We start from the raw sequence: 16,321 nt of genomic DNA, 5'->3' as shown, positions 1-16,321 counted from the left end.
TGTCCTGGATGCGCAGAAGGCCCGTGCCTGGGTGGGCACGGGCCTTCTCTCCCCTGGAAGCGGACGTTCATGGGCTCGGGTCAATGGGCCGAAAAGTCCGTTCCACGGAGGGACGGTCGACGAAAGGGGTGTGTCAGACCGCCGCCTCGGGGTCCTTGGCGAGGCGCGGGGACGGCACGGTCTCCTGCGTCTCGGGGTAGTGGCACGCCGTGAGGTGGCCGGGCTTGTTGCCCTCGACCTGGACCAGCGGCGGGGCCTCCGTCGCGCACTTCTCCGTCGCCTTCCAGCAGCGGGTGCGGAAACGGCAGCCGGACGGCGGGTTGATCGGCGAGGGCACGTCGCCGACCAGGCGGATGCGCTCGCGCGGCTCCTCGTCCACCGTCGCCTCGGGCACTGCGGACAGCAGCGCCCGGGTGTAGGGGTGACGCGGGTTGTCGTACAGGTCCGCGCGGTCGGCGATCTCCATGATCTTGCCGAGGTACATCACCGCGACCCGGTGCGAGAAGTGCCGCACGATCGCGAGGTCGTGCGCGATGAAGACGAACGCGATGCCCAGCTCCTGCTGCACCTTCTGCAGCAGGTTGACGACCTGCGCCTGGATGGAGACGTCCAGCGCGGAGACCGGCTCGTCGGCCACGATCAGCTTCGGCTCCAGGGCCAGCGCGCGGGCGACGCCGATGCGCTGGCGCTGGCCGCCGGAGAACTCGTGCGGGAAGCGGTTGAAGTGCTCGGGGTTCAGACCGACGATCTCCAGCAGCTCGCGCACGCGCTTCTCGCGGCCGCCCGCCGGGTTGATGCCGTTGATCTCCATCGGACCGGCGATGATCTTGCCGACCGTCTGCCGCGGGTTCAGCGAGGCGTACGGGTCCTGGAAGATCATCTGGATCTCGGACCGGATCGGCGCCAGCTGCTTGCGGCCCGCGTGCGTGATGTCCTGGCCCTGGTACTTGATCGTGCCCGCGGTCGGCTCCATGAGCCGGGTGATCAGCCGGCCCGTGGTCGACTTGCCGCAGCCCGACTCGCCGACGAGGCCCAGGCTCTCGCCCGCGGAGACCTGGAAGTCCAGCCCGTCCACGGCCTGCACCGCGCCGACGGTCCGCCGGATCGGGAAGCCGCCCTTGATCGGGAAGTGCTTCGTCAGCCCGGAGACGTCCAGGAGGGGGTTCGTGTTGCTCATGATCGTGAAGTCCCGTCTGCGTCCGTCAGTGTTGCCGGGTCGCGGCGAAGTCGGCGAAGAGTTCCTGCTTCTGCTCGTCGGTGAGGTGGCAGGCCGTACCCCGGCCCTCCACGGTCTCCAGCAGAGGGCGCTCGCTTGAGCACTTGCCGCCCGGGACCTTCTCGGCGAAGGCGCAGCGCGGGTGGAAGCGGCAGCCGGACGGCGGGTTGAGCAGCGACGGCGGCGCGCCCGGGATCGGCGTCAGCGGCACATCGACCGGGCCGGTCAGGCTCGGCATCGAGTTCAGCAGGCCGAGCGTGTAGGGGTGCTGGGGGTCCCGCAGGACCTCCGCCTTGGTGCCGCGCTCCACGCACCGGCCGCCGTACATCACCAGCACGTCGTCGGCGATGTCGGCGATCACACCCAGGTCGTGGGTGATGAAGATGATCGCGGTGCCGAACTCCTGCTGGAGGTCCTTGAGCAGGTCCATGATCTGCGCCTGCACGGTCACGTCGAGGGCCGTGGTCGGCTCGTCGGCGATCAGCAGCTCGGGGTCGCAGACCAGCGCCATGGCGATCATCGCGCGCTGGCGCATACCGCCGGAGAACTGGTGCGGGTAGTCGTCCACCCGCATGTCCGGCTGCGGGATACCGACCCGGCGCAGCATCTCGATGGCGCGCTTGCGGGCCTCGGCCTTGCCGCAGCCGGTGTGCTTGCGATAGGTCTCGGCGATCTGGATGCCGACCGTGTGGTACGGCGACAGCGAGGCCAGCGCGTCCTGGAAGATCATGGACATCTTGTTGCCGCGCAGCCGCTCCATCTCACGCTCGGAGGCGGTGAGCAGCTCCTGGCCGTCGAGGAGGATCTCGCCCTCGATCGACGTACGGGCCGGGTCGTGCAGGCCGAGGATGGTCAGGTTGGTGACCGACTTGCCGGAGCCCGACTCGCCCACGATGCCGAGCGTCTGACCCTTGGCCAGGTCGAAGCTGAGACCGTCGACGGCCTTGACGACGCCGTCCTCGGTCGAGAAGTGGACCTTTAGGTCCTTGATCGAGAGGAACGGCTGCTGATCGGTGCTCGTCACGGGGACGCTCCTGGGGGTGATGCGAGGGGTCGGGAATGGGGCGGAGGTCAGGCGAGCCGGATCCGCGGGTCGATGGAGGCGTAGATGGCGTCCACGATGATGTTGAAGATCACGATCGCGCCGGCGGACAGCAGGGTGACACCGAGCACCATGGGCAGGTCGCTCTGCTCCACGGACTTCAGCGCGAGCTGGCCCACACCCTGGAGGCTGAAGACCGTCTCGGTGATGATCGCGCCGCCGATGAGGGTGGCGAGGTCGATGCCGAAGATGGTGACGATCGGACCCATCGCGCCGCGCCAGGCGAACCGGAAGAAGACCGTGCGCCGGGACAGGCCCTTGGCACGGGCGGTGCGCACGTAGTCCTCGGTCAGCGTTTCGACCATCTGGGAGCGGGTCATACGCGTGTAGTTGGCGGTCCAGATCAGCGCCAGCACCAGCCACGGCAGCAGCAGGCCGGAGGCCCACTCGGCCGGGTTGTCGGTGAGCGGCGTGTACGACGGGTTGTCGAGGATGCCGAGCTTCGCGACGAGGAAGTACATCGCGATGTAACCCACGAAGTAGATCTGCATCGAAGAGGCCACCAGGGAGGCCGAGCTGGCCACCTTGTCCTGCCACTTGCCCTGCTTGACGGCGGCGATCATGCCCGCGCCGACACCGAAGATGAGGAAGACCACGGCGGAGCCGAAGGCGAGCGAGAGGGTCGTCGGCAGACGGTCCATGATCGTGCCGAGGACCGGCTCGCGGTTGGCGAACGAGTAGCCGAGGCAGGGCGCGGGGCAGTTGCCGAAGTCGCCGTAGCTGCGGCCGGCGAAGATGCCCTTCAGCCAGTACCAGTACTGGACCGGGATCGGATGGTCGATGCCCAGGTTGTGCCGGACCTGCTTGAGCATGTCGGGCGTGCAGTTCTTGCCGCACGACATCATGGCGGGGTCACGCGGAATGGCGTAGAAGAGCCAGAAGGTGACGGCGCTGATGACCAGCAGGATGACCAGCGCGCCGAAGGTTCGGCGAACAAGGAAGCGGAGCATGGGGCGTGACTTTCCGGACGGGGCGCCGTCGCCGGGGGTGAGGGGGTGGCCGGAGGGGCGGCCAGGTCATGGCCGCCCCCGTGGGGTTGAGCGCGTCTACTTCTTGGCGTACAGCTTGCAGAGCGCGACGCAGGTGTTACCGGCGTCGTAGACGACGTTGCCGACCTTGGATCCGTACATCCAGTTACGGATGGAGTGGTAGTCCGGGACGACCGGCGCGAGCTCCATGATCTGGCGGTCGACCTCGCCCCAGGCCTTGTTGGCCTCCGCGACGTCCGTGATCTTCGCGGCGGCGTCGATCGCCTTGTTGACGCCCGGGTCGTTCAGCTGCGCGTAGTTGCTGCGGCCGTCACCGATGTTCTTGCCGTCCCAGCAGGGGTAGAACACGGAGTAGCCGTTCGGCCAGTCCGGGCTCCAGCCGGCCGCGAACAGGTCGTAGCCGTTGTCGATCTTGCCGATCTGGGTGTAGAAGGTCGTCTTGTCGACCTGCTGGTTGACGACCTTGAAGCCGGCGGCCTCCAGGGCGTTCTTGATCGACACGGCCTGCTTCACCGCGTTGTCCGACTGCTGGTAGGCGATGACCAGCTTCTGGCCTATCTTGCCGGCCTCCTTCAGCAGGGCCTTGGCCTTCTCGGGGTCGCCGCCCGGCTTCTGGGTCTTGCCGTACAGGTCGAACTTCTCGTAGCCGGGCGTGACCGGGCTGAGGATGGTGGTGGCCATCTCGCTGGAGGCCGCGCCACCGCGGACGGTCTGCAGCTGCTGCAGCGGCCAGGCGTAGTTGATGGCCTGGCGGACCTTGACGTCCTTGATCCGGGTCGTGTTGATCGGCCAGTAGTAGGTGACCGTGTCGACCTGGGTGAGGACGCGCTGCTTCAGCTTGGCGTTGGTGAGAACCTGCGCGACGCGCTCGGCGGCGACCTCGTTGAAGATCGACATCGCGTACTGGTCGTTGCCGCGGTCCGCGATGTAGCGGTCGGTGGACGCGACCGGCTGGAAGCCGAACTGGAAGACGTACTTGTCCGGGTAGGCGTTGCGGATCGAGTCCGTCTTCGGGTCCCAGTGGTCGTTACGCACGTAGGTGAGGGACTTGCCGATCTGGCGGCTGCCGATCTTGTACGGGCCAAGCGCGAACGGACGCTTGTCGTACTTCTCCTTGGTGTCCTTCTTCTTGTTGACCAGACCGTAGCCCGCCATGGCGAGCGTGTAGTTGAAGTCCGTGCGCGGCTCGGTCAGGTTGAAGGTGACCGTGTTGCCGGAGATCTCGAGCGAGTCGAGGTGCTTGCCGTCGTACGGGCCCTTGTACTTGTCGCCGCCGACCATCCACTGCTGCACGTAGCGCGGGCCCTCGGTCACGAAGGACGCGAAGAGGCGCTCGACCGTGTGGCGGACGTCGTCCATGGAGAGGGCGGAACCGTCCTCCCACTTGATGCCGTCCTTGATGGTGAACGACCAGGTCTTGCCGCCGTTCTTCATGGTGCCGGCGTCCGTGGCGACGTCGCCGACGAGCGTGGCGCCGCCCTTGTCGTCCACCTTGTAGCCGGTCAGGCCACGCAGGATCGGGCGGGTGATGGCCTGCTCGGTCGAGACGTAGATCTGGGCCGGGTCCATGTGGTCCATGTCGAACTGGTCGAGCGAGTAGATCGTCCCGCCCTTGACCGCACCCGAGACCTCGGGAGCCGGACCCGTCGAGTCGGCCTTGGTGCCGACCGGGATGTTCATGGTCTTGGCCTTGCTCACCGACGGGACGCCGTTGTCGTTCGAGCCCTTGTCGCTGCTGCTGCACGCGCTCAGCACAGTCGTGGAGGCCGCGGCCACACCGGTGGCGATCAGGAAGTTTCTACGAGAAAAAGACATGCTGAGCCTGCCTATTGAAGGTCAATTCGGACGGTCGGAACCAGCCGGACGTCATCGAACCGGGCCGGATGGAGCTTGCTTTCTACCGCTTGGACTTGGGGTCCAGTGCGTCACGTACGGAGTCGCCCAGCAGGTTGAACGCGAGGACGAAGATCACCATGGAGATGCCGGGGAAGAGCATGAAGGTGAGGTCTTCGGTGTAGAACTGCGCGCCGCGGCCGATCATGACGCCCCAGTCGGGGGTCGGGTCGATCATGCCGACGCCGAGGAAGGCGAGACCCGCCTCGGCGGTTACGTATGCCGGGAGGAGCAGAGTGGACTGGATGATGATCGGCGTCCAGAGGTTGGGCAGCAGCTCCTTGAAGACGATGCGCATCGGAGACGCGCCCGTGACCTTCGCCGCCTCGACGAACTCACGCTCACGCAGTCCGAGCACCTGGCCGCGCAGCAGTCGGGCGATGGACGCCCAGCCGAAGGCGGACAGGACCAGGATCAGCGCGGTGGCGCGCAGCGAGGTCGGGATGTTGTCGTCGGGGGCCACGAAGATGCCGAAGACGACAGGCATGAAGGCGATGAAGAAGAGGGTGGACGGGAACGACAGCAGGATGTCGATGATCCGGCCGACGAGGTAGTCCGTCTTGCCGCCCAGGTAGCCCGCCGTGACGCCGATGACGACGCCCAGGATCGTGGTGAGCAGGGTGGCGGCGGTGGCGATGCCCAGCGAGTTGCGGATGGCGTACAGCAGGAACGTGAAGACGTCCCGGCCGAGCTGAGGCTCGATGCCGAACCAGAAGTCCGAGCTCATGCCGCCGTTCGGCCCGGCGGGGTACGAGAACGCGTTGAGCAGCTCGGGATGCTGGGTGGTGTACGTGGTGTACGGGTTCTTCCCGTACAGCTTCGCGATCAGGGGTGCCGCGATCCCGATCACGAAGAAGAAGATCACGAGATAGGCGGATATGACACCCGTCTTGTCGCGCTTGAAGCGCTTCCACGCGAGCCGGCCCGGGGAACGGCTCTCACTGCCCTGCGGACCGCTCGAAGTGGTCGACTTCGCGACGGTCTCGTCGGTCACCTCAAGCGGGGTGGCCGCGGATGGAGTTGGGGAGGTCATGGTGCTCCTGGCCCAAGGGAGGGTCTGATGACTCCGCAGGGCACTCCCCTACGGGCTACGCCGGACTTTTTCAACGCAATTCATTCAAGGTCAATAAATTCTCGGCCGACTTGGGCTTGTCTTTACCTTCTTTGCCTCTACTTGGGGAAACTGTAGCTACGCGGGTAGCGCGCTGTAACCAATCCGTGCTTCACATCGGACCAATTGGACTAATCGGGCAAGAAGTTCGTTATGCGGACGGTCGAGTGTCGAAATACGTACATCGGCTGATCCGAATCCAACGTTTCGGCAACGTTACGCGGAGATCCGTTGCGTGCGCGGCACAAGATCAACGGGCGCTCGGGGCGGGGTGCCTGCATTCGGCCGACGTGTCCCTCTAAAGGTCCCTCAATCCGGTAATGAGCATGCGGTATGTGTCGTATGAGCCGATATTTACCGGGTAATAAATCTGGTGATCACCACGAGGAGGCGCCCATGCGGGGACCGACGCGCGCCGGACGGGCCGCCTGTGCTATTGCCGCCGCGCTGACGATGGCTGGATGCGGTGGTGGCGGAGGCTTCGGCGGGGCCGGGGTGCTCACCTCGTCCTGGGGCGATCCGCAGAACCCGCTGGAGCCGGCCAACACCAACGAGGTCCAGGGCGGCAAGGTGCTGGACATGGTCTTCCGGGGCCTGAAGAAGTACGACCCCCGCACCGGCCGGGCCGTGAACATGCTCGCCGAGCGCATCAGCACCCCCGACTCGCGCACCTTCACCGTCACCGTCAAGGACGGCTGGCGGTTCAGCAACGGGGAGCCGGTCACCGCCCGGTCCTTCGTGGACGCCTGGAACTACGGCGCGAGCCTGCGCAACAACCAGAAGAACGCGTACTTCTTCGGCTACATCGACGGCTACGACAAGACCCACCCCGACAACGGGCGGCAGCGCGCCGACACCCTGTCCGGGCTCCGGGTGACCGGGCCGCGGACCTTCACCGTCCGCCTGAACCAGAAGTTCGCCGGCTTCCCCGACACCCTCGGGTACGTCGCCTACGCGCCCCTGCCGCGCGCCTTCTTCACCGATCACGCCGGCTGGCTGCGCAAGCCGATCGGCAACGGGCCGTACCGGATCGCCTCGTACACCAAGGGCTCCGCGATGACCCTCAAGAAGTGGAACGGGTACCCGGGCCCCGACCCGGCCCGCAACGAGGGCGTGACCCTGCTCGTCTACACGGACAGCAACACCGCGTACACCGATGTGCTGGCCGGCAACCTGGACCTCGTCGACGACGTGCCCGCCACCCAGCTCAAGAACGTCCGCACCGACCTGGACGGCCGCTACATCAACACCCCGGCCGGCATCCTGCAGACCCTGGCCTTCCCCTACTACGACCCGAAGTGGAACACCCCGGGGGCGCGCAAGGTCCGCACCGGGCTGTCCATGGCGATCAACCGGGCGCAGATCACCGAGACCATCTTTCGCCGCACCCGCACCCCGGCCACCGACTGGACCTCCCCGGTGCTCGGCACGGCGGGCGGCTTCCAGGACGGGCTGTGCGGACACGCCTGCGCCTACGATCCCGCGGGCGCCCGCAGGCTCGTCCAGGAGGGCGGCGGGATTCCCGGCGGGCGGCTGAAGATCACCTACAACGCGGACACCGGCTCGCACAAGCAGTGGGTGGACGCCGTGTGCAACTCCATCAACAACGCCCTCGGCGACGACAAGGCGTGCGTCGGCAACCCGGTCGGCACCTTCGCCGACTTCCGCAACCAGATCGGGCAGCACCGGATGAGCGGACCCTTCCGGGCCGGCTGGCAGATGGACTACCCGCTGATCCAGAACTTCCTCCAGCCGCTGTACTACACGGACGCCTCCTCCAACGACGGCAAGTGGTCCAACCCCCGGTTCGACCGGCTCGTGGACCGGGCCAACGCCGAGACCGACCGGGCGGCCTCCGTACGGCTGTTCCAGGAGGCCGAGAAGGTCGTGCGCGACAACATGGCGGCCATCCCGCTCTGGTACCAGAACGGCAGCGCCGGCTACACCGCCCGGCTCTCCCATGTGACGCTCAATCCGTTCAGCGTCCCGGTCTACAACGAGATCAAGGTCGGCTGAGCCGCATGGGCCGCTATGTCGCGAGGCGACTGCTCCAGATGATCCCCGTCTTCATCGGGGCCACCCTGCTGATCTTCCTCATGGTGAACGTGATGGGCGATCCGATCGCCGGCCTGTGCGGCGAACGCGCCTGCGACCCGGCGACCGCCGCCCAGCTGAAACGCGAGTTCGGCCTCGACCAGTCGCTGTGGCGCCAGTACGTCACCTATATGGGGAACGTTTTCACGGGCAACTTCGGAACGGCCTTCAACGGACAGCCCGTCACCGAGCTGATGGCGGCGGCCTTCCCGGTCACCATCCGGCTCACGATCGTGGCCATCGCCTTCGAGATCGTCATCGGCATCGCGCTCGGCGTCGTCACCGGCCTGCGGCGCGGCCACCCCGTCGACACCGGCGTGCTGCTGGCCACCCTGGTCGTCATCTCCGTGCCCACCTTCGTCACCGGCCTGCTGCTGCAACTGCTGCTCGGCGTCGCCTGGGGCTGGATCAAACCGTCCGTCTCACCGGCCGCCTCCTTCGGCGAGCTGATCGTGCCCGGGCTCGTCCTCGCCTCCGTCTCCCTCGCCTACGTCACCCGGCTCACCCGCACCACCATCGCGGAGAACAAGCGTGCCGACTACGTGCGCACCGCGACCGCCAAGGGCCTGCCCCGGCACCGCGTCGTCACCCGGCATCTGCTGCGCAACTCGCTGATCCCGGTGGTCACCTTCATCGGCACCGACATCGGGGCGCTGATGGGCGGCGCGATCGTCACCGAGCGGATCTTCAACATCCACGGCGTCGGCTACCAGCTCTACCAGGGCATCCTGCGCCAGAACACCCAGACGGTCGTCGGCTTCGTGACCGTCCTGGTGCTGGTCTTCCTGTTCGCCAACCTCCTCGTCGACCTCCTGTACGCCGTACTCGACCCGAGGATCCGCTATGCCTGAACAGCCGTACGAGCCCGAGGGCGTCATCGCCGGGACCGGCATGGGCGGCGCCATGGACCTCGGCGCGAGCGAGGCCACCACCCTGGAGCAGGGCCCCGGCGGGCCGCCGGGCGGCGGACCCGCGGGCCGGCCCCGCTCGCTGTGGTCGGACGCCTGGCGGGACCTGCGCCGCAACCCCGTCTTCCTGCTGTCCGCCCTGGTCATCCTCTTCCTGGTCTTCATCTCCCTGTGGCCCTCGGCGATCGCCTCCGGCAGCCCGCTGAGCTGCGATCTGGCCAAGTCCCAGGACGGCCCGGGGCCCGGCGCGCCCTTCGGGTACGACGGGCAGGGCTGCAACGTCTACACACGCACCGTCTACGGGGCCCGTACGTCCGTCACGGTCGGCGTCCTGGCCACCCTGGGGGTCGCCGTCCTCGGGTCCGTCCTGGGCGGTCTGGCGGGCTATTTCGGCGGATGGTGGGACGCGCTGCTGTCCCGCACCACCGACATCTTCTTCGCCATCCCCGTCGTCCTCGGCGGCCTCGTGCTGCTCTCCGTGGTCACCAGCAACACGGTCTGGCCGGTGATCGGCTTCATGGTGCTGCTGGGCTGGCCGCAGATCTCCCGCATCGCGCGCGGCTCGGTCATCACCGCCCGCCAGCACGACTACGTCCAGGCGGCCCGGGCGCTGGGCGCCTCCGACTCCCGCATCCTGCTGCGCCACATCGCGCCGAACGCCGTCGCCCCGGTGATCGTGGTGGCGACCATCGCGCTCGGCACCTACATCTCCCTGGAGGCGACCCTGTCCTATCTGGGGGTGGGCCTCAAGCCGCCCAGCGTCTCCTGGGGCATCGACATCTCCGCCGCCTCGCCCTACATCCGCAACGCCCCGCACGCCCTGCTGTGGCCCTCCGGCGCCCTCGCCGTCACCGTCCTGGCCTTCATCATGCTCGGCGACGCGGTGCGCGACGCCCTCGACCCCAAGCTGAGGTGACGGCGCCATGCTGCTCGAAGTCCGCGATCTGCACGTGGAGTTCAGGACCCGGGACGGGATCGCCCGGGCCGTGGCCGGGGTGTCGTACGCCGTCGACGAGGGGGAGACGCTGGCCGTGCTCGGCGAGTCCGGGTCGGGCAAGTCGGTCACCGCGCAGGCCGTGATGGGCATCCTGGACGTGCCGCCGGGGCGGATCACCGGCGGCGAGATCCTCTTCCAGGGCCGCGATCTGCTGCGGATGAAGGAGGAGGAACGGCGGGAGCTGCGCGGCGCCCGGATGGCGATGATCTTCCAGGACGCGCTGTCGGCCCTCAACCCGGTGCTCTCCGTGGGCGAGCAGCTCGGCGAACTCTTCACGGTGCACCGGGGGATGTCGCGAAAGGCCGCGCGGGCCAGGGCCGTCGAGCTGATGGACCGGGTGCGCATCCCGGGCGCCGCCCAGCGGGTGCGCGACTACCCCCATCAGTTCTCCGGCGGGATGCGCCAGCGGATCATGATCGCCATGGCGCTGGCCCTGGAACCTGCCCTGGTCATCGCCGACGAGCCCACCACCGCCCTGGACGTCACCGTGCAGGCGCAGGTCATGGATCTGCTCGCCGAGTTGCAGCGCGAGTACCGGATGGGGCTCGTCCTCATCACCCATGACCTCGGGGTGGTGGCGGACGTGGCCGACCGGATCGCCGTGATGTACGCCGGGCGGATCGTGGAGTCGGCGCCGGTGCACGACATCTACCAGGCGCCCGCCCACCCCTACACCCGGGGCCTGCTCGACTCCATCCCGCGCCTGGACCTCAAGGGACAGGAGCTGTACGCCATCAAGGGCCTGCCGCCGAACCTGATGCGCGTGCCCCCGGGCTGCTCCTTCCATCCGCGCTGCCCGATGGCCCGGGACGTCTGCCGCGCCGAGGTGCCCCCGCTGTACGAGGTGTCCGAAGTCCGCGGCAGCGCCTGCCACTTCTGGAGGGAGTGCCTGGATGGCGACGAGCGGTGAACCCGTCCTGGAGGTCAGCGGGCTCGTCAAGCACTACCCGCTGACCCGGGGCATCCTGTTCAAGAAGCAGATCGGCGCGGTCCGGGCGGTCGACGGCGTCGACTTCACCCTCGGCCGGGGCGAGACCCTGGGCCTCGTCGGCGAGTCGGGCTGCGGCAAGTCGACGGTCGCCAAGCTGCTGTGCAACCTGGAGCGGCCGACCGCCGGGTCCATCCGGTTCAAGGGCGAGGACATCACCCGGCTGTCCGGGCGCGCCCTGAAGGCGGTGCGCCGCAACATCCAGATGGTCTTCCAGGACCCCTACACCTCGCTCAACCCCCGGATGACCGTGGGGGACATCGTGGGGGAGCCGTACGAGATCCACCCCGAGGCGGCCCCCAAGGGCGACCGGCGCCGCCGGGTCCGGGAGCTGCTGGACGTGGTGGGGCTCGACCCGGACTTCGTCAACCGCTATCCGCACCAGTTCTCCGGCGGCCAGCGCCAGCGCATCGGCATCGCGCGGGGGCTCGCGCTGCGCCCGGAGGTCATCGTCGCCGACGAGCCGGTGTCCGCGCTCGACGTGTCGGTGCAGGCCCAGGTGATCAACCTGCTGGACCGGCTCCAGACGGAGTTCGAGCTCTCCTACGTGTTCATCGCGCACGACCTGTCGATCGTGCGGCACATCTCGGACCGGGTCGGGGTCATGTACCTCGGCCGGATCGTGGAGATCGGGCGGGACGCCGAGATCTACGAGCATCCGACGCACCCCTACACCCAGGCGCTGCTCTCCGCGGTGCCCGTCCCGGACCCCGAGGCGCGGGAGGACCGCGAGCGGATCATCCTCAGCGGGGACGTGCCCTCCCCTACGGACATCCCCTCCGGGTGCCGCTTCCGCACCCGGTGCTGGAAGGCGCGGGAGCGGTGCGCGGTGGAGGTGCCGCGGCTCGCGGTACCGGCCTGCTTCGCGGAAGGTCCGGCCGCCCATGACTCGGCGTGCCACTTCGCGGCGGAGAAGCGGGTGGTGCCGCCGGAGTCGCGGTCCGGCCGGGCGGACGGCAACGGGCCCGGGCGGACGGCAACGGGCCCGGGTGACGGCAACGGGCCGGGGTGACGTCGTGCACCCCGGCCCGTTCACGGCACCCGCACGGCCGTACGTTCATCAGCCTGGCGTGTCCGTATATCGGAGCTGCTTCCGTCAAGTTGCCCGCGTGTTAACGCGGTTGACGGCCGCCGGCCGTCTCATCCCAGGGCCCGCCGCAGGAAGTCCAGCTGGAGGTTGAGCAGATTCTCCGCGACCGTCTCCTGCGGGGTCATATGGGTCACCCCGGACAGCGGCAGCACCTCGTGCGGGCGGCCCGCGGCCAGCAGCGCGGAGGACAGCCGCAGCGAGTGCGCGACCACCACGTTGTCGTCCGCCAGGCCGTGGATCACCATCATCGGGCGGTGCGGCTCGGCCGCGTCGACCAGACCGGCGTCGTCGATCAGCGAGTTGCGGCGGTAGACGTCCGGCCGCTCGTTCGGGTCGCCCAGGTAGCGCTCCTGGTAGTGGGTGTCGTAGAGCCGCAGATCGGTGACCGGGGCGCCGACCACCGCCGCGTGGAAGACGTCCGGGCGGCGCAGCACCGCGAGGGCGGACAGATAGCCGCCGAAGGACCAGCCCCGGATGGCCACCCGGGTGAGGTCCAGCGGGAACCGCTCGGCGAGCGACCGGAGCGCGTCCACCTGGTCCTGGAGGACGATCTCGGCGAGGTCGTCCTTGATCTCCTTCTCCCAGGCGGGCGAGCGGCCCGGGGTGCCCCGGCCGTCGGCGACCACCACGGCGAAGCCCTGGTCGGCGAACCACTGGGAGGTGAGATGGGCGTTGTGCGCGGCGACCACCCGCTGACCGTGCGGACCACCGTAGGGGTCCAGCAGAACCGGCAGGGGAGTGTCACCGTGGTAGTCCCGTGGCATAAGCACGGCGCACGGAATTCGACGTGCGCCCCCCTCGGTGAGCGTGACCCGGGGGGACAAACCGGGGTCTTCGGCGTACGACCGGACAGTCGCCGTCGGTTTTCCGTCAGCCAGCACCTGGACGCGCGCGCCCGGCCGGTCCGGCGTCGCGGACACCAGCACCGTCACGCCCCCGGCGCGCACCGCCGAGTGCACACCGGGTTCCCGGGACACGCGCTCCACGCCCAGTTCGCTCACCCGGTACACATGGATCTCGCCGATCTCGGGATCCTCCGCCTCGGCTCCGGCGGAGGCGGAGACAAGCGTGTCGTCCGCACCCACGTCCAGAACCGCACGGATGTGCAACTGGCCGCTGGTCAGCGGACGTTCGCCCACGGTGAGGACGCGGGCACCGCCCTCGTCCGCGATCCGGACCAGCTGCCCGGAGGGGTTCCAGCACGGCGCTCCAGCGAACAGTTCCAGCCAAATTGGGTCCTCGTCGGCGTGCACCATCCGGGTCGCCCCGGTGTCCGGGTCCACCGCCAGATACAGCAGGCCGCGCTGGTCCCGGGACTGCACCAGGACCAGCGGCGCACCCGCCGCTGACCAGTGCACTCGGGCGAGGTAGGGGTAGCGGTCGCGGTCCCAGAGCACCTCCGTGCGCTCCCCGTCGAGGCCCAGCACGAACAGCCGTACGTCCGCGTTAGGGGTGCCCGCGGCGGGGTACGCGACGTTATTTGGCTCACGGTCGGGGTGGGCCGGGTCGGAGATCCACCACCTGGTCACCGGCGTGTCGTCCGCGCGGGCCACCAGCAGCCGGTCGGCGCCCGGCGCCCACCAGAAGCCGCGGGTGCGGCTCATCTCCTCGGCCGCGATGAACTCCGCGAGCCCGTAGGTGACCTGCTCGGACTCCGGTTCGGCGAGCGCGCGGTCGCCCTCGCCGCCGGCGCCCACCACGCGCAGGGCGCCCTGGGAGACGTAGGCGATGTGCCGGCCGTCGGGGGCCGGGCGCGGGTCGATCACCGGTCCCGGCACGGGGAGTTCACGGGTCTCGCCGGTCGTCAGGTTCGCCGTGAAAAGCCGCCCTGACAAGGCGAAAGACGCCGACTCCACGGCGGCGTCGGTGGCGTAGCCGACGATGCCGGCCCCGCCCTCCCTGCTGCGCTCCCGGCGGGCCCGTTCCTCGGCCGAGAGCTGTTCGAAGGCGCCGCCCAGGAGGGCGCCCGGGTCTGCGACGAGACGCTCGGTGCCGTCCGGAAGGTCCAGCACCCAGAGGGAGTTGGCCCGGTCGGCACCGGAGCTCGAACGCAGGAACGCGACACGTGCGCCGTCGGGCGCCACGGTGAACCCGCGCGGCGCGCCGAGGGTGAATCGCTGGGTCCTGGCGTGTCTGCGGGGGAAGGAGTCGGACTCGGTCGTCATACCCCGACCATATTGGCCATGCGCCCCCTTGTGCGGCCGTGCGCCGAGCGATGCGCGAGCACGGATAGTTATGATCACTACCGCTGTGTGGGTATGAACCTGCCGGTGTCCGCATGGACTTGCTCTACCGATCTTTCCGAACAGCCGTGTCCCTGGGATCTTTGGAGGTGAGCCGCCGTGGCACTCTCGATTTCGGCGGTGGTGCTGCTGGCGATCATCGTCTTCCTGCTGATGAAGAAGTCGGGACTGAAGGGCGGCCACGCGGTCGTCTGCATGCTGCTCGGCTTCTACCTCGCCTCCTCCACCATCGCGCCCACGATCAGCCAGCTCACCACGAACGTGGCGAGCATGATCGGCAGCATCAAGTTCTGACGGCCGGGCGGGCCGCCCCGGGCCTGCGTAGGGTGGTGGCATGACGGAATTGCCCTCCTCCGCCCCGCGCGCCGCCCGGCGGCTGTTGCTGGTGCACGCGCACCCGGACGACGAGTCGATCAACAACGGCGCCACCATGGCCAAGTACGCGGCCGAGGGTGCCCAGGTGACCCTGGTCACCTGCACCCTGGGGGAGCGGGGCGAGTCCATCCCGCCCGAGCTGCGGCATCTGACCGGCGCCGCGCTCGGCGCGCACCGGCGCGGCGAGCTGGCCGCCGCCCTGCGCGAGCTGGGCGTCACCGACGCCCGGCTGCTCGGCGGCGCCGGCCGCTACGGCGACTCCGGGATGATGGGCATCGCCGACAACGAGGACCCCGGCTGCTTCTGGCAGGCCGACGTGGACGAGGCCGCGCGGCACCTCGTCGAGGTGATCCTGGAGACCCGGCCCCAGGTCCTCGTCACCTACGACGACAACGGCGGCTACGGGCACCCGGACCACATCCAGGCCCACCGCGTCGCCATGCGCGCCGCCGACCTCGCGGCCGGACGCGGGCACACCATCGACAAGATCTACTGGATCCGCACCCCGCGCTCCGTCGCCGAGGACGCCTTCGCCCGGCTCCAGGACGAGCTGCCCGCCCTGCCCTTCGAGAAGAGCGCGGCCCTGGACGACGTACCGGGCGTGGTGGACGACGCCCGCGTCACCACCGCCGTCGACGGCACCGCCCACGCCGGGGCGAAGGCCGCCGCGATGCGCGCCCACGCCACCCAGGTCGAGGTCGCCGAGCCCTGGTTCGCGCTCTCGAACGGACTGGCCCAGCCGCTGTTCACCACCGAATACTACGAGTTGGTGCGCGGCACCGCCGTCCCCGGGGAGAGCGACCTGTTCGCCGGGATCGCCGTCGGGGAGGCGTCGTGAGCGGCACCGGCACCCCGGGCCCGATGCTCGCCCAGCCGCTGCGCCCGCCGACCCCCGGGCGCGCGCTGGCCCACATCGGGCTGTTCCTGCTCGGCGGGGTCGTCGCGGTCGCCGGGACCCTGGTGCAGGCCGCCTGGTTCCCCGGCGGGCTGCTGCTCGCCCTCGCGGGCGCCGTCGGGACCTTCCTCGGCGGTGCGTACGCCACCCGGTCCCGGGGCGGCGCGATGGCGCCCGCGGCGGGCTGGATCGTCACCGTCATCCTGCTCACCACCTCCCGTCCCGAGGGCGACTTCCTCTTCGGCGCGGGCGGCGGCTCCTATCTCTTCCTGTTCGGCGGCATGGCCGTCGCTGTGATCTGCGCCACCCTCGGTGCCGGGAGGCAACCGCGCCTCGGCTCCGCCCGACTTGGGAAGTGACGTACCGCTTTCCGGTGCGGCCCACGTGCGAGTTGGGTGTGGGTTTCCTCAGCGGTCAGGG

The 16,321-nt window shown here is 69.1% G+C and carries 14 protein-coding genes; 8 read left to right on the top strand and 6 right to left on the bottom strand.

The features are described from left to right. Positions 1-133 precede the first annotated feature (133 nt). The 5 genes from ACLF5H_RS36435 to ACLF5H_RS36415 form a co-directional block, all read right to left on the bottom strand. Positions 134-1,177 (bottom strand): ABC transporter ATP-binding protein, encoded by a 1,044-nt coding sequence (locus tag ACLF5H_RS36435; protein ID WP_421680269.1) that lies wholly within the window; start codon positions 1,175-1,177, stop codon positions 134-136. 25 nt (positions 1,178-1,202) lie between these two features. Then, positions 1,203-2,240: an ABC transporter ATP-binding protein gene (locus ACLF5H_RS36430; RefSeq protein ID WP_421680268.1), complete on the bottom strand. Its 1,038-nt coding sequence runs from the start codon at positions 2,238-2,240 to the stop codon at positions 1,203-1,205. A 47-nt stretch (positions 2,241-2,287) separates the two neighbouring features. Beyond that, complete coding sequence (locus ACLF5H_RS36425) at positions 2,288-3,268, bottom strand: ABC transporter permease (RefSeq protein ID WP_421680267.1); 981 nt, start codon at positions 3,266-3,268, stop codon at positions 2,288-2,290. 96 nt (positions 3,269-3,364) lie between these two features. Beyond that, positions 3,365-5,122 (bottom strand): ABC transporter substrate-binding protein, encoded by a 1,758-nt coding sequence (locus tag ACLF5H_RS36420; RefSeq protein WP_421680266.1) that lies wholly within the window; start codon positions 5,120-5,122, stop codon positions 3,365-3,367. A gap of 82 nt (positions 5,123-5,204) precedes the next feature. Then, positions 5,205-6,233, bottom strand: a complete 1,029-nt coding sequence (locus ACLF5H_RS36415) for an ABC transporter permease (protein ID WP_421680265.1) — start codon at positions 6,231-6,233, stop codon at positions 5,205-5,207. A gap of 474 nt (positions 6,234-6,707) precedes the next feature. Here ACLF5H_RS36415 and ACLF5H_RS36410 point away from each other — a divergent pair, with 474 nt between their 5' ends. From ACLF5H_RS36410 to ACLF5H_RS36390, 5 genes are read left to right on the top strand one after another with little or no spacing between them, the layout of a single operon-like run. Then, complete coding sequence (locus ACLF5H_RS36410; protein ID WP_421680264.1) at positions 6,708-8,327, top strand: peptide ABC transporter substrate-binding protein; 1,620 nt, start codon at positions 6,708-6,710, stop codon at positions 8,325-8,327. 5 nt (positions 8,328-8,332) lie between these two features. After that, entirely contained in the window at positions 8,333-9,256 is a 924-nt protein-coding gene (locus tag ACLF5H_RS36405; RefSeq protein ID WP_421680263.1) for an ABC transporter permease, read from the top strand. Further along, positions 9,249-10,229: an ABC transporter permease gene (locus ACLF5H_RS36400; RefSeq protein WP_421680262.1), complete on the top strand. Its 981-nt coding sequence runs from the start codon at positions 9,249-9,251 to the stop codon at positions 10,227-10,229. Before ACLF5H_RS36405 ends, ACLF5H_RS36400 begins: the two co-directional genes overlap by 8 nt. 7 nt (positions 10,230-10,236) lie before the next feature. Continuing rightward, positions 10,237-11,220, top strand: coding sequence for an ABC transporter ATP-binding protein (locus ACLF5H_RS36395; RefSeq protein WP_421680261.1), 984 nt, complete (start codon positions 10,237-10,239; stop codon positions 11,218-11,220). Next, positions 11,204-12,310 (top strand): ABC transporter ATP-binding protein, encoded by a 1,107-nt coding sequence (locus ACLF5H_RS36390; RefSeq protein ID WP_421680260.1) that lies wholly within the window; start codon positions 11,204-11,206, stop codon positions 12,308-12,310. The genes ACLF5H_RS36395 and ACLF5H_RS36390 overlap by 17 nt, the downstream gene beginning before the upstream one ends. 128 nt (positions 12,311-12,438) lie before the next feature. Here ACLF5H_RS36390 and ACLF5H_RS36385 read toward each other — a convergent pair whose 3' ends face one another. Continuing rightward, positions 12,439-14,553 (bottom strand): prolyl oligopeptidase family serine peptidase, encoded by a 2,115-nt coding sequence (locus tag ACLF5H_RS36385; protein WP_421680259.1) that lies wholly within the window; start codon positions 14,551-14,553, stop codon positions 12,439-12,441. A 177-nt stretch (positions 14,554-14,730) separates the two neighbouring features. On the opposite strand from ACLF5H_RS36385, the gene ACLF5H_RS36380 reads away from it, so the two are divergent. From ACLF5H_RS36380 to ACLF5H_RS36370, 3 genes are read left to right on the top strand one after another with little or no spacing between them, the layout of a single operon-like run. Beyond that, complete coding sequence (locus ACLF5H_RS36380) at positions 14,731-14,925, top strand: hypothetical protein (RefSeq protein ID WP_037659963.1); 195 nt, start codon at positions 14,731-14,733, stop codon at positions 14,923-14,925. Between the two features lie 40 nt (positions 14,926-14,965). After that, a complete protein-coding gene (mshB, locus tag ACLF5H_RS36375) occupies positions 14,966-15,844 on the top strand; it encodes an N-acetyl-1-D-myo-inositol-2-amino-2-deoxy-alpha-D-glucopyranoside deacetylase (RefSeq protein WP_421680258.1) in 879 nt (292 codons plus the stop codon). A gap of 23 nt (positions 15,845-15,867) precedes the next feature. Next, on the top strand, positions 15,868-16,260 hold the full coding sequence (locus tag ACLF5H_RS36370; RefSeq protein WP_421680336.1) for a DUF6113 family protein: 393 nt from the start codon (positions 15,868-15,870) through the stop codon (positions 16,258-16,260). The last annotated feature ends 61 nt before the right edge of the window (positions 16,261-16,321 follow it).

Source organism: Streptomyces sp. LaBMicrA B280, from assembly GCF_049222185.1.
GTDB lineage: Bacteria > Actinomycetota > Actinomycetes > Streptomycetales > Streptomycetaceae > Streptomyces > Streptomyces murinus.
This window is presented reverse-complemented; position numbering and strand designations above follow the sequence as displayed.

What these genes read in the sequence shown, in the direction of transcription:
- ACLF5H_RS36390 (WP_421680260.1), top strand. Translation starts at nt 11,204, where the DNA reads ATGGCGACGAGCGGTGAACCCGTCCTGGAGGTCAGCGGGCTCGTCAAG.
- ACLF5H_RS36385 (WP_421680259.1), bottom strand. Translation starts at nt 14,553, where the DNA reads ATGACGACCGAGTCCGACTCCTTCCCCCGCAGACACGCCAGGACCCAG.
- mshB (WP_421680258.1), top strand. Translation starts at nt 14,966, where the DNA reads ATGACGGAATTGCCCTCCTCCGCCCCGCGCGCCGCCCGGCGGCTGTTG.
- ACLF5H_RS36435 (WP_421680269.1), bottom strand. Translation starts at nt 1,177, where the DNA reads ATGAGCAACACGAACCCCCTCCTGGACGTCTCCGGGCTGACGAAGCAC.
- ACLF5H_RS36425 (WP_421680267.1), bottom strand. Translation starts at nt 3,268, where the DNA reads ATGCTCCGCTTCCTTGTTCGCCGAACCTTCGGCGCGCTGGTCATCCTG.
- ACLF5H_RS36410 (WP_421680264.1), top strand. Translation starts at nt 6,708, where the DNA reads ATGCGGGGACCGACGCGCGCCGGACGGGCCGCCTGTGCTATTGCCGCC.
- ACLF5H_RS36395 (WP_421680261.1), top strand. Translation starts at nt 10,237, where the DNA reads ATGCTGCTCGAAGTCCGCGATCTGCACGTGGAGTTCAGGACCCGGGAC.
- ACLF5H_RS36400 (WP_421680262.1), top strand. Translation starts at nt 9,249, where the DNA reads ATGCCTGAACAGCCGTACGAGCCCGAGGGCGTCATCGCCGGGACCGGC.
- ACLF5H_RS36420 (WP_421680266.1), bottom strand. Translation starts at nt 5,122, where the DNA reads ATGTCTTTTTCTCGTAGAAACTTCCTGATCGCCACCGGTGTGGCCGCG.
- ACLF5H_RS36415 (WP_421680265.1), bottom strand. Translation starts at nt 6,233, where the DNA reads ATGACCTCCCCAACTCCATCCGCGGCCACCCCGCTTGAGGTGACCGAC.
- ACLF5H_RS36370 (WP_421680336.1), top strand. Translation starts at nt 15,868, where the DNA reads ATGCTCGCCCAGCCGCTGCGCCCGCCGACCCCCGGGCGCGCGCTGGCC.
- ACLF5H_RS36405 (WP_421680263.1), top strand. Translation starts at nt 8,333, where the DNA reads ATGGGCCGCTATGTCGCGAGGCGACTGCTCCAGATGATCCCCGTCTTC.